The sequence below is a fragment of the Vibrio sp. SCSIO 43086 genome (genome assembly GCF_051132235.1).
GTDB lineage: Bacteria > Pseudomonadota > Gammaproteobacteria > Enterobacterales > Vibrionaceae > Vibrio > Vibrio diabolicus.
The window spans coordinates 940,892-952,711 of the sequence record NZ_CP072678.1 but is presented as its reverse complement, the minus strand read 5'-3'; the positions used below and the strand labels follow the sequence as shown (position 1 = coordinate 952,711).

11 protein-coding genes and 1 tRNA gene are annotated in these 11,820 nt (G+C 46.0%); 4 read left to right on the top strand and 8 right to left on the bottom strand.

Annotated elements, in window-relative coordinates; translation table 11 throughout:
* Positions 1 to 6 precede the first annotated feature (6 nt).
* A complete protein-coding gene (gene lhgO, locus J8Z23_RS20455; RefSeq protein WP_434635308.1) occupies positions 7 to 1,233 on the top strand; it encodes an L-2-hydroxyglutarate oxidase in 1,227 nt (408 codons plus the stop codon).
* Positions 1,234 to 1,280: 47 nt separating this feature from the next.
* Here lhgO and J8Z23_RS20450 read toward each other — a convergent pair whose 3' ends face one another.
* The 4 genes from J8Z23_RS20450 to J8Z23_RS20435 all read right to left on the bottom strand — a co-directional run bounded on the left by J8Z23_RS20450 (position 1,281) and on the right by J8Z23_RS20435 (position 4,258).
* Positions 1,281 to 1,685 carry a cystatin gene (locus J8Z23_RS20450; protein ID WP_301659931.1) on the bottom strand — a complete coding sequence of 135 codons (405 nt, stop codon included), beginning with the start codon at positions 1,683 to 1,685 and terminating at the stop codon, positions 1,281 to 1,283.
* 76 nt (positions 1,686 to 1,761) lie between these two features.
* A complete protein-coding gene (locus J8Z23_RS20445) occupies positions 1,762 to 1,860 on the bottom strand; it encodes a DUF2474 family protein (RefSeq protein ID WP_080955913.1) in 99 nt (32 codons plus the stop codon).
* Positions 1,860 to 2,858, bottom strand: coding sequence for a cytochrome d ubiquinol oxidase subunit II (gene cydB / locus J8Z23_RS20440; protein ID WP_005393631.1), 999 nt, complete (start codon positions 2,856 to 2,858; stop codon positions 1,860 to 1,862). Before cydB ends, J8Z23_RS20445 begins: the two co-directional genes overlap by 1 nt.
* Positions 2,859 to 2,869: 11 nt before the next feature.
* Positions 2,870 to 4,258, bottom strand: coding sequence for a cytochrome ubiquinol oxidase subunit I (locus tag J8Z23_RS20435; protein ID WP_301659930.1), 1,389 nt, complete (start codon positions 4,256 to 4,258; stop codon positions 2,870 to 2,872).
* Between the two features lie 162 nt (positions 4,259 to 4,420).
* On the opposite strand from J8Z23_RS20435, the gene J8Z23_RS20430 reads away from it, so the two are divergent.
* Together J8Z23_RS20430 and J8Z23_RS20425 are read left to right on the top strand one after the other, a co-directional pair.
* Entirely contained in the window at positions 4,421 to 5,665 is a 1,245-nt protein-coding gene (locus J8Z23_RS20430; protein WP_047007977.1) for an NADH:ubiquinone reductase (Na(+)-transporting) subunit B, read from the top strand.
* 299 nt (positions 5,666 to 5,964) lie between these two features.
* The gene (locus J8Z23_RS20425; protein WP_005393637.1) at positions 5,965 to 7,365 is read left to right on the top strand and encodes a tryptophanase; all 1,401 of its coding nucleotides are present in this window, start codon (positions 5,965 to 5,967) and stop codon (positions 7,363 to 7,365) included.
* Positions 7,366 to 7,439: 74 nt separating this feature from the next.
* Here J8Z23_RS20425 and J8Z23_RS20420 read toward each other — a convergent pair whose 3' ends face one another.
* Positions 7,440 to 8,051: a DUF2913 family protein gene (locus tag J8Z23_RS20420; RefSeq protein ID WP_005374167.1), complete on the bottom strand. Its 612-nt coding sequence runs from the start codon at positions 8,049 to 8,051 to the stop codon at positions 7,440 to 7,442.
* 32 nt (positions 8,052 to 8,083) lie between these two features.
* Positions 8,084 to 8,167 (bottom strand) — tRNA-Leu (locus J8Z23_RS20415).
* A gap of 562 nt (positions 8,168 to 8,729) precedes the next feature.
* On the opposite strand from J8Z23_RS20415, the gene J8Z23_RS20410 reads away from it, so the two are divergent.
* The gene (locus tag J8Z23_RS20410; RefSeq protein ID WP_005393641.1) at positions 8,730 to 9,938 is read left to right on the top strand and encodes a NupC/NupG family nucleoside CNT transporter; all 1,209 of its coding nucleotides are present in this window, start codon (positions 8,730 to 8,732) and stop codon (positions 9,936 to 9,938) included.
* Between the two features lie 54 nt (positions 9,939 to 9,992).
* Here the strand turns inward: J8Z23_RS20410 and J8Z23_RS20405 are convergent, their stop codons facing one another.
* Positions 9,993 to 11,081 carry a DUF3541 domain-containing protein gene (locus tag J8Z23_RS20405; protein WP_193448184.1) on the bottom strand — a complete coding sequence of 363 codons (1,089 nt, stop codon included), beginning with the start codon at positions 11,079 to 11,081 and terminating at the stop codon, positions 9,993 to 9,995.
* A gap of 69 nt (positions 11,082 to 11,150) precedes the next feature.
* Positions 11,151 to 11,756: an alpha-ketoglutarate-dependent dioxygenase AlkB family protein gene (locus J8Z23_RS20400; protein WP_048624683.1), complete on the bottom strand. Its 606-nt coding sequence runs from the start codon at positions 11,754 to 11,756 to the stop codon at positions 11,151 to 11,153.
* Positions 11,757 to 11,820 lie beyond the last annotated feature (64 nt).

The window sequence follows — 11,820 nt, the reverse complement described above, 5'->3', positions numbered from 1 at the left end:
GGTCGTATGAAATCAGTCTATGACTACATCATTGTTGGTGGCGGTATCGTTGGTGTGTCGACAGCATGGCAACTGCAGCAACGTCACCCAGACAAATCCATTTTATTGGTTGAGAAAGAGTCCGGTTTTGCCAAGCACCAAACCGGACACAATAGCGGCGTGATTCATGCTGGGGTGTACTACGCACCGGGCAGCTTAAAAGCCGATTTTTGTAAGCGTGGGGTAGAGCGAACCATTTCGTTCTGCGCCGAGCACGATATTCCGGTGGAGAACTGTGGCAAGTTACTGGTTGCTACCAATGAGCAAGAAGTCGAACGTATGAATGCCCTCTATGAGCGCTGCCATGTCAACGGCATCGACGTAAAGCTACTTGATGAAGTTCAACTCAAGCTGGCTGAGCCAAACATCACAGGCTTGGGCGCGATTTATGTCAAAACCACCAGTATTGTCGATTATCGTTTGGTCACTGAGCAGATGGCGGAAGAGTTCCAAAAGCTCGGTGGTCAAATCAGCCTGAGAACCAAAGTAGTGGCTGCCGAAGAGAGGGATGAAGAAGTCCAACTTACCTGCATTTCAGACGGTCAAACCATGCAGCTCAATACCAAGTTCTTGGTTACTTGCAGTGGCTTGATGGCGGATCGCATGACTAAGATGATGGGTATTCTAACCGATTTCCAAATCATCCCTTATCGTGGTGAATACTACCGCTTAGATAGCAAACACGACCAAGTGGTGAATCATCTTATTTATCCAATTCCCGACCCTGATTTGCCATTCTTAGGTGTCCACCTAACGCGTATGATTGATGGCAGCGTGACCGTAGGTCCAAATGCGGTGCAAGGCTGGAAGCGAGAAGGGTACGATAAGGTCAACTTTAGCCTGCAAGATACCATGCAAATGCTGAGTTTCTCCGGTTTCTGGAAGGTGACGCAAAAGCATCTAAAAACTGGACTGGATGAGTTTAAGAACTCGTGGTGGAAGCCGGGCTATCTCAAGTTGGTCAACAAATATTGCCCTAGTATCAAGGTCGAAGACCTCAAACCATATCCTGCGGGTATTCGTGCGCAAGCGGTGTTATCTGATGGCTCTTTGGTTCATGACTTCTTGTTTGCCGAGAGTGGAAGAAGCTTGCATGTTTGCAACGCCCCCTCTCCCGCAGCGACATCTGCAATGCCTATTGGAGAGTACATTTGCGATAAGGTGAATGAGAAGATAGAGGCGAAAACGGTATAAAACAAAGGCGACGTAACTGTCGCCTTTGCTATATTTGAAGCGAGGTTTTATGACTCGCCTTCTTTAGGGCAGAGTTCGTCTTTCTTAGCGTGCCTCTCGATCATGTAATCGCCTCGGGCACTGTGCAATACAATTGCATTCCAGACTTGGCCATCTTGCAACTCGAACTCAAACGCATAATGGGTGCCGCCGACCATTTTCGTTCTCACTTCATGAATCGCTTTCAATTTATCATCGGCATTCATTTGATAAAGCACCATGTTGAGTGAGCGTCTGGCGTCAGGAGTTGCTTCAGCAACTTGCCAATGGCCCTGCTCTTCTGTTGCGGAGCAAATAGACCGCATTTTACTTTTCATGGTGGATGACATCTGCTTGTCTACGGCCAATGCATTTGGTGAAAACAGTGGAACCGTCAAAGGAACCAAAGTTACCAGAAACCGCTTTAAGGTCATAAAAACACTCCGTTGTTTTACTCTTGCTTGAGTATAGACCTCAATGACTTCAGATGTGGTGCAGTAGACTCTTGGCCTACAATATCGCAGCTCGTATCAGCGAACTGACGATAAACAAGGCGACCACGCTTGCCAGCCAAATGCCAATGAACCACAAAATGGGTTTTAGTTTCATTAGTGATATCCCTCTCCACGTTTCATCTTACCGCGGAAAACCCAATACGAATAAGCCGTGTAGGCTATGATCAGAGGAAGTAATACCACCGCACCGGCAAGTAAAAATGCCAAACTTTTATCTGGCGCGGCGACGTCTTGATAAGTGAGTGCGAAGGGAACCAAGTAAGGAAATGTACTGACACCGAAACCCATCGCGGACACAAGAAACAGGCCGATGGCAAGTACATAGGCACGAACAGCTTTGTGGTCGAGTAAGGCTTTGAATAGCTGCCAAATGAGTGCCGCTGCAATAATTGGTAAGATGAAAAACAGCAGCGAGTTTGGTAATGAGAACCAACGTTCAAAGACGATATGTTGGCTCAATGGCAACCACAAACTGGCGATGAATATACAGGCTACCATCGCTAGTCCCCATCGTCGCGCGACCACGTAATAGCGCCCCATCAGCTCTTCTGGAAGTTTGATTAATAACCAGCATGAACCGAGCAGAATATAAGCACAAACAAGCGCCAGGCCACAAAATACGCTAAATGGCGAAAGCCAATCAAACCATCCACCTGCGTATGCTCGTTCACTAACCTCTATACCTTGGAGCAGGGTTCCGAGCATAATGCCTTGCATCAATGCCGCGGTGAGTGAACCAATGAAAAAAGCGCTATCCCATAAAAACTTTCCGCGTTGTGTTCGGAAGCGATACTCAAAAGAAACCCCGCGCAGAATTAACCCGAGCAGCATTAAAATCAGGGGAGCATAGAGTGCTGGCATAATGACCGCGTAGGCGAGGGGGAACACGGCAAAGAGCCCACCACCGCCAAGAACTAGCCAAGTTTCATTCCCATCCCAAACAGGAGCGATGCTGTTCATCATCATGTCGCGCTCTTCATCGTCATTCGCGCTGAGGAAGAGGATACCAATACCGAGATCAAAGCCATCTAACACGACATAAATCAGAACGGCTAGCCCAATCAAAGCGTACCAAATTAATGCGTAATCCATGAGCTAGCCTCCTAGGTTAGATGGTTAGAGTGTGCGATGGCATCGGTTTTCGTGCCATCAGGAAGTCGGCTGTCTAAGCCTTCTTCATAACGAGTTGGAGATTTGCGCATCAAACGCAGTAGGTAGAAGAAGCCTGCTCCAAAAACCACAAAGTAAACCACGATGAACGCCGTCAGGGAGACGCTCACCGCGGCGGCATCAATAGGCGATGCCGAATTGGCTGTGGTTAAAAGACCGTATACGGTGTAAGGCTGGCGACCGACTTCGGTGGTTATCCAGCCTGCTAAAACTGCAATGAACCCCGCTGGGGCAAACAGGACACAAATACGTTGAAGTGCCCTTGAATCAAAAAGTTTGCGACGTTTTCTTAGCCATAGGCTCCACAAACCAATAACAAGCATGCCAAAACCAAGCGCGACCATTACTCGGAAAGACCAGAAAACGATAGAGACAGGAGGGGGTTCCTCCTCTGGAAAAGCATCTAATCCCTTCACTTCACCGTTGAGGTCATGAGTTAAAATCAAACTACCGAGTTTGGGGATTTCTAGTGCGTATTCCATACGTTTTTCTTCATCGTTAGGGATACCGAAGAGGATCAATGGCGCGCCTTGGTGAGACTCATAGTGCCCTTCCATCGCGGCGACTTTGGCGGGTTGATGTTCAAGGGTGTTTAATCCATGCATGTCTCCAGCAACGATTTGAATTGGTGTCACGATGGCAGCCATCCACATTGCCATCGAGAACATAATTCTGGCTAGAGGGTTATGGTTTGCTTTTAGCAAGTGATAAGCGGCAACGCCGGCTACAACAAAAGCAGTAGTAAGGTAAGCGGCGAGCAACATATGAACGAGCCGGTAAGGGAAAGAAGGGTTGAAGACAATCGCCCACCAGTCTTTTGGGATAAACTGTCCGGCTTCGTTGATACTATAGCCCGCTGGTGTTTGCATCCAACTATTAACCGAAAGTATCCAAAACGCAGACAAAAACGTCCCGAATGCAACAATACAAGTCGCTGTGAAGTGAAGCTTCTTGCCTACCTTATCCATACCGAAGAGCATCACGCCTAAAAACCCCGCTTCGAGGAAAAACGCAGTGAAAACTTCATATCCCATTAACGGGCCTAAGACTGGGCCTGTTTTGTCGGCAAATACGCTCCAGTTGGTCCCGAATTGATAGCTCAACACGATGCCACTTACCACACCCATACCAAAACTGATGGCAAAGATTTTGAGCCAGTATTTATATATCTGCATGTACTGTTTGTTGCCCGTTTTTAAGTACAAGCCCTCTAACACGGCGAGGTAACTTGCCAAACCAATCGTAAACGCTGGAAAAATGATGTGGAAAGAGACAGTAAAGGCAAATTGGAATCTGGCTAAATCGATGGCGAGTGTATCCATGGGCATTCCCTTTTAAGTTTCGAATTAACAGTTCGCCGAATTAGAAGAGATGAGGGAAGAGCGACGAACAAAATGGAATACGAAGAAGGAAGGCTAAGAGATTAAAAAACGATCGCTTTTTACGGCAGTGCGTACCATCTTTTAGATAAAGGAGGAGTTGTTATGAGCCTTAAACACTACTTTGAGAAAGCGACACCTAAGTTTGGCCCAGGTGGGAAGTATCACAAGTTCTATCCATTGTTCGAAGCTGTCGAAACCATTTTTTACACGCCTGGTAAGGTTAACCAGGGCATGACTCACGTTCGAGATAGCATCGATTTAAAACGTATTATGATCATGGTGTGGCTGGCGGTCTTCCCTGCCATGTTCTGGGGTATGTACAACATAGGTCAGCAGTCCAGCGATGCTTTGTTGTATGGAATGGATCAAGCCTCAGCTCAGCAAGCGCTGGCCTCTTCGTGGCAACTGAGTTGGGTATGGGGCTCGTTAGATGCGGTTTCACAGGCGGGGTGGGCAAGTAAAATGTGGCTTGGCGCCACTTACTTTATTCCGGTTTATGCGACGGTGTTTATCGTTGGTGGTTTCTGGGAAGTTCTGTTTGCTATTGTGCGAAAGCATGAGGTGAACGAAGGCTTTTTTGTCAGCTCTATACTATTCGCGCTGATCCTTCCTCCGACAATTCCACTGTGGCAAGCGGCTTTAGGTATCACTTTCGGTATTGTTGTGGCGAAGGAGATTTTCGGTGGTACGGGGCGAAACTTCTTAAACCCGGCACTAGCAGGGCGAGCCTTCTTGTACTTCGCTTATCCCGCTAACATGTCTGGCGGGGCTGTTTGGGTTGCGGCAGATGGTTACTCTGGCGCTACACCGCTGAGCCAATGGTATGAAGGTGGACAAAGTGCCTTGATAAATAGTATGACGGGACAGCCAATTTCATGGGGAGATGCTCTTGTTGGTAATTTGCCAGGCTCGATGGGTGAAGTCTCCACGCTGTTGATTGCATTAACAGGCTTTATTCTTATCTTTATGAAGATAGCGTCGTGGCGAATCGTTGCAGGCGTGTTGGTTGGTTTAGTGGCGGCTTCATTATTATTGAATGCGATCGGTTCGGACTCTAACCCAATGTTCTCCATGCCGTTTTACTGGCACTTCGTGATTGGTGGGGTCGCGTTTGGTACCTTCTTTATGGCGACAGATCCTGTCTCGGCGGCTTTTACCAATGGCGGTAAATGGGCATACGGACTATTAATCGGTGTGATGACGATTTTTATCCGAGTGCTGAACCCAGCTTATCCAGAAGGCATCATGTTAGCGATTCTATTTGCTAACTTATTCGCGCCACTTTTCGATTATTTAGTCAAAGAAAGTAATATCAAACGCAGAATGAAAAGGGCGAGACCTTCTTAAAATGAGGGTGACTTCACTGAAAGTTGATTGAAAACTGCACTATATTGAAAAGGTCAGAAACATGGGGTTTCTGGCTTTTTATTTTTATCAGGAGGACGAAGACGATGAGAATAAAGGATATTCTCGATAGCCGTTTGGTGCTGTCGTTCTGGTACAACCTAGACTACTGCTTGTCTCTTCTTAGTAAAATCTCTTCTCGTTGATTTCCTCAATGCAACCGCATTGAAAAGCATTTTATCTATTTGTTTTTTTAGTCTTACGTGATAGCGCGTAGGGCAATGCGTATAAGGAAATTAACAATGAAACGTATTCCAGAACCTTTCCGTATCAAAATGGTTGAGCCAATCAAAATGACCACTTTGGCAGACCGTGAAGTCGCGTTAAAAGAAGCGGGTTATAACCCATTTCTTCTTCGTAGTGATGATGTTTATATCGATTTGCTGACTGACTCTGGCACTGGTGCCATGAGTGATAATCAGTGGGCTGGCATCATGATGGGAGATGAATCCTATGCGGGTAGCCGAAATTACTACAACCTGTGTGATGCAGTAGAGCACTTCTTTGGTTACAAGCTCACCGTGCCTGCGCACCAAGGACGTGGTGCCGAACAAATTTTGTTCCCAGCTTTGATTGAGCGTATGCGTCAGGTGCGTGGTGGTGAAACGCCAGTATTTATCTCGAACTACCATTTTGATACCACAGCGGGTCACATTGAACTCAATGGCGGTAAAGCGATTAACGTGGTAACGGAAGAAGCATTCGACACCACTACGCCTTATGATTGGAAGGGCAACTTTGATATCGATAAGCTGGTGGCAACAATTGAAGCGCACGGTTCACATAACATTTGTGCGATTATCACCACGATTACTTGTAATAGCTCCGGTGGCCAGCCTGTGTCGATGGAAAACATGCGCAGCGTGTACGAGATTGCAACCAAGTACGATATTCCAGTGGTGATTGACTCGGCTCGTTACTGTGAGAACGCCTACTTTATTAAGCAGCGTGAAGAAGGGTACGAAGATAAATCGATTCTGGAAATCATTCGCGAGATGTACCAATACGGTGACATGCTCACCATGTCGGCTAAGAAAGACCCGATGGTAAACATTGGTGGTATGTGTTGTATTCGTGACCATAAGGAGTTGTTCCAGGCGGTGCAGACGCGCTGCGTACCTATGGAAGGATTTGTAACATACGGCGGTATGGCTGGGCGTGATATGGAAGCGCTCGCTCGCGGTTTGTATGAAGCGGCAGATGAAGATTTTCTTCACTACCGAATTAGCCAAGTTCAATACTTAGGTGAGCGCTTACGTGAAGGCGGTATTCCAATTCAATACCCAACGGGTGGTCACGCAGTGTTTGTGGATGCCGCTAAGATTTTGCCACATATTCCAACGGATCAGTTCCCTGCGCAGGTATTGTGTAATGCCTTGTACTTGGAGGCGGGTATTCGAGCAGTAGAGATAGGATCACTATTGCTTGGTCGTGACCCTGAAACAGGTAAACAAAAAGCGTCAGAGTTAGAATTAATGCGTTTGACCATTCCACGCCGTGTCTACACAAACGATCATATGGATTACATTGCGGATGCGATTATCGAACTGAAAAATCGTGCACATGAGTTAAAAGGGCTCACTTTTGAGTATGAACCACCAGTGCTGCGCCACTTTACTGCTCGGTTTAAAGAAATCGATTAATTAAGGTTTGAATATAGAAAAGCAAAAGGCCGCGAGTTTCGCGGCCTTTTTCGATTTGTTTCTTAGCGTTACAGCTACGCCAACTCCAACGTAATACGAACGAACTGGTCGTCTTGATACTGCACTTCATAATTGAAGGTACCACTGGCGTAAATGCTGCCAAGGAAAAGTGAGCGTTGACTCATTGGTCCACGGAACAGCATCGAAATAGGAGCGATTAGGGCGTTATTATCATCGAAGTGCTGATTTAAGTTCTCAGAAAGCACACACAGCAAACAGCCGTGTTGGTCGTGAGATAAGTCGACGTCTTCCGGTCGAGATAATAATACGGTAGTCCCCAACTTCTTCTCAATCTCGTTAATCAACAGCAAGTAGCTATCTAGATCAGGTTGAGGGTTACTTGGTTTATCTGCACCTACGCAACGTTCGAGTAACGCTTCCAGATTTCCGTTCTCGCCTTTTGCCTGTTGAGTCAAAGACTTTAACGGCTTTTTAATCAGCTTATAGCGATTACTCTTCAGTTTTGGCTTCAGCCATTTCTGCAGTAAGTCGTTACGCTCTTTAAGGGAGAGACCATGTGAGGACGCGTGAATTTTAAAGTGCAGGTGCAATAAAGCGTGAACCGCAAGCTCACTCAGAAGTTGGTTAGCATCTGTAGACTGTCTTGCCTGCTTAGAACTTTGCATTACACTCGAACAAAATTAGGGAAGAAGGATAATGGTGCCGAGAGAGGGACTCGAACCCTCACACCAAAGGCACTAGCACCTCATGCTAGCGTGTCTACCAATTTCACCATCTCGGCATCATGATGCTCTGAATACTCAGAGGCCTCGAAAAGAAGCACCGCGAATTGTATAACCAAAATCCATCTGTTGGCGAGAGCAAAATGACGAATTTTGGATCTTTCGAGTTTGATTGCGTATTTATTGGTCACTTTTGCGTTTTTTACCATCAAAGTCTGTCCTTATACCCTTACTTTTATTAACAGTATGACGACAAAAGAACGTTTTTGACTAAATTTTGAACGCTTGAACGTTTGCGTAAATAAATGTGATGAATATCTCTTTTTGTTGGCTATACTTGCGTCCCGTTTAAGCGGGAATTAGGGTTTAGTTGTTCAGGACCCTTACCCATACAAGCCGTCACATGGAGCAGGCCAAGCAATACGCTCGCCAGCAGTGAATGACCCCACGGACCGGACCAGCTACGTTCAATTGCTTGTATAAGGTAAAAATAAGATGTCGAACTATTCGTTCTGTCTACATTCTGGATCTGAAGGCGAGTTATCACTCGCTGCGTTGTCCCTTTCTTCTGCCAATTCCTTTGGCTCTTTTTTCTTTTTCAACGTTCAGTAGGTCCAGCTCATGAGTGTTCTATTTAGTCTATTTGGTATTGTTGCACTGCTAGGTTGTGCCTTCTTACTTTCTGAGGGCCGTTCTTCCATTAATTGGAAAACCGTATCTCGCGCCTTGATGCTACAAATGGGATTTGCTGCCTTAGTGCTTTATTTTCCGTTAGGTCAGGCGGCGCTGGCGAGTTTAAGTAATGGTGTCGCGGGGCTACTCAGCTTTGCTGATGAGGGGATTAAATTCCTCTTTGGTGACCTCGCTTCTTCTGGCTTTATCTTCGCTATTCGTGTCCTTCCTATCATCATCTTCTTCAGTGCTCTTATCTCCGCCCTTTACTACTTGGGCATCATGCAAAAAGTGATTCAATTTATTGGCGGCGCTATCCAGAAGTTCTTGGGTACGAGTAAAGCAGAGTCTCTGGTTGCAACAGGTAACATTTTCTTATCTCAAGGCGAGTCCCCACTTCTTATTCGTCCATTTCTTTCGAACATGACTCGCTCTGAACTGTTTGCTGTGATGGCTGGTGGTATGGCTTCAGTGGCGGGCAGTGTGCTTGGTGGTTATGCCGGTTTAGGTGTTGACCTAAAATACTTGATTGCGGCAAGCTTTATGGCAGCTCCAGGTAGTTTGATGATGGCAAAAATTATCGTTCCTGAACGCCAAACGCCAAGCGATTACAACGATATTGAGCTAGATAAATCAGAAGAAAGCAACGTTATTGATGCGCTAGCAAGCGGTGCCATGGGCGGTATGAAAGTGGCCGTTGCTGTTGGTACCATGCTTATCGCTTTTGTTAGTGTTATCGCGATGGTGAACACGGGACTAGAAAACTTAGGTGACATACTTGGTTTCTCTGGTGTGACGCTACAAGCGATTTTTGGTTACTTGTTTGCACCTCTAGCGTGGTTGATTGGTGTGCCAAGCCACGAAATCCTTGCTGCGGGTTCATACATTGGTCAGAAAGTTGTGATGAACGAATTTGTCGCGTTTATCGATTTTGTACAGCACAAAGCGACGCTGTCTGAGCATACTCAAGTCATCATCACTTTTGCGTTGTGTGGCTTTGCAAACATTGGCTCAATTGCGATTCAGCTGGGTTCTATCGGCGTGATGGCACCTGAGCGCCGCAAAGATGTAGCAAGTTTAGGCCTAAAAGCGGTTGCTGCTGGCACACTCGCTAACCTGATGAGTGCGTGTTTAGCGGGCATTTTCATCTCGCTCTAATTTAGATTGAAGATGCACACTAAAAACCCGCCTAAATGGCGGGTTTTATTATTTCTAAGGCTTAGGTATTAAGCCGTAGGGTATTGATTTAAAAGCGTCAGGGTGCTCTTGATAAGTTGGCGCTTTATGTACCCCTTTCCAATCGAGCAGCATGATGGCTAGGACATTACGGTGCTCGCCGTACTTGAGATCAAAACTCCCATCGACCGATGGAATCATCCCTTTTTCAGCGTTGATTGCGTGACGAATGGCTTGGCGGGTTTTCTCGACGACCGGATCGTGATCCAGGCCTGCTAATAAAAACGAAATGCCGACTTCTGCAATCACGTCTTCTTTGGCTCTTAGCAGGATTGTGTCGATGTTGTTGCGAAAGTAATCATAAATCCATTGGTGTTTCTTTTCGCTTACTCGTTCTTGATAGTACTGTGAGTCGGCAAAGATGATGTGCGTCATACCATAGAGTTTGTTCCAATACTGCTGAGCTGAAAGCATCTTATCTTTATCGTCGGGGTAGGTATTGCGAAAGGTTTGAGTAAATTCCTCGACCACATCTTGCTCACCAAGCTGGCGAAGCCAGTAGACTTGGTTTGCGAGCTGAGCTGCCCACGCCTCTATCATTTCTTTGTCCGTAACGTAACGCGAGAAATCGTAGCGCCTCAGGATCTTTCTCAGCGTTTTGTCTTGCTTATGTTTCAGACCATATTCGTTTGCTCTTGCCATTGCGCCAAGCAAATCCACGCCAAGATAAAGATATTCAGGATGGTGTTTAGTGACGGTATAGCGTCGTTGCCCTCGCTCACTTTCTTTCTCTTGATACGCGGTCAATCTTTGTGATGAATAAAGAATAATATCTTCAGGTTCAACGACTTCATTAGCAAATCGGTTTAATCGGCTAGCTACTTGTGCCATGTCGGTCCAAACGGCAGCGTGATATTTCTCATCTAATGTCTGGCGGTACATGCGTAAGCCAAAGTGCCCCTCTTTAAACGCAGGTAAAGTGAACAGTTCCTGCTCGTAGGTATTACGAATCAACTGTGCTGATTGAGCATTATCTAGGAGCGGTATCTCTTCCTGTGATGCCTGAACAGCAAAGGTAAGTGAGCAAGAGAGTAAGACCGCTAAGCTAAGAGGTTTGATACGCATAAATCCATTCCCTATGAAGTCCTGAATCTAAACCTACCATCAATATTAATTAAGAATGTAAAAGCTGAGTCAATAGTTAAAAATCTGTCGAAAAGTCAGATTGATACGTTCACCTTTGGTTTTCGCGGTTTTTGGTACACAGTGTTTCCAGTGATGTTGGAGCTCGCCAGCCATAACCAGTAAGGAGCCGTGAGAAAGCTCATATTCAATCTCAGTTTTACAATGTAAATTTCTGAGCAAAAATCGACGTGTTTCACCTAAATTCAAAGAGGCGATAACCGGGTTTCTACCTAGCTCTGGTTCATTGTCTTGGTGCCAGCCCATCGAATCTTGGCCGTGTCGATATAGGTTGGCAAGTACAGAGTTGAAGGCTACATCCGCAATCGACTCACAGCGCACTTTGAGCTGAGTTAATTCAGGAGTCCAAGGGTGAGGCTGCATGGTTAAGCCTGAGTAAGTATATGCTGCATCACCGTGCCACGCTTGTAAACGAGGTTGAAGTACTGACTTGCCGAACATGGTAATGCGCTCTTGATGCCATGGCAGTGTTTCCAGAAGTTGGTCAAAGTAGTGATCCGCTTCTAGATGGCTAAGAAAGTAAGGATCGTAATAGAGTTTACCCCTTTCTACTTCTTGCCACTGAGTACCGCCAAATAAATCGCCTTGTTGATGCATCATCTCATACCTAAAACATAAAAAATTTTAATCACTGTTACCTTTCCGATTGGGATTGGTTATT

Excerpts from the sequence above, each read along its gene's own strand:
- J8Z23_RS20435 (WP_301659930.1), bottom strand. The coding sequence starts at position 4,258 with ATGGATACACTCGCCATCGATTTAGCCAGATTCCAATTTGCCTTTACT.
- J8Z23_RS20425 (WP_005393637.1), top strand. The coding sequence starts at position 5,965 with ATGAAACGTATTCCAGAACCTTTCCGTATCAAAATGGTTGAGCCAATC.
- J8Z23_RS20405 (WP_193448184.1), bottom strand. The coding sequence starts at position 11,081 with ATGCGTATCAAACCTCTTAGCTTAGCGGTCTTACTCTCTTGCTCACTT.
- J8Z23_RS20400 (WP_048624683.1), bottom strand. The coding sequence starts at position 11,756 with ATGCATCAACAAGGCGATTTATTTGGCGGTACTCAGTGGCAAGAAGTA.
- J8Z23_RS20450 (WP_301659931.1), bottom strand. The coding sequence starts at position 1,685 with ATGACCTTAAAGCGGTTTCTGGTAACTTTGGTTCCTTTGACGGTTCCA.
- lhgO (WP_434635308.1), top strand. The coding sequence starts at position 7 with ATGAAATCAGTCTATGACTACATCATTGTTGGTGGCGGTATCGTTGGT.
- J8Z23_RS20430 (WP_047007977.1), top strand. The coding sequence starts at position 4,421 with ATGAGCCTTAAACACTACTTTGAGAAAGCGACACCTAAGTTTGGCCCA.
- cydB (WP_005393631.1), bottom strand. The coding sequence starts at position 2,858 with ATGGATTACGCATTAATTTGGTACGCTTTGATTGGGCTAGCCGTTCTG.
- J8Z23_RS20420 (WP_005374167.1), bottom strand. The coding sequence starts at position 8,051 with ATGCAAAGTTCTAAGCAGGCAAGACAGTCTACAGATGCTAACCAACTT.
- J8Z23_RS20445 (WP_080955913.1), bottom strand. The coding sequence starts at position 1,860 with ATGAAACTAAAACCCATTTTGTGGTTCATTGGCATTTGGCTGGCAAGC.
- J8Z23_RS20410 (WP_005393641.1), top strand. The coding sequence starts at position 8,730 with ATGAGTGTTCTATTTAGTCTATTTGGTATTGTTGCACTGCTAGGTTGT.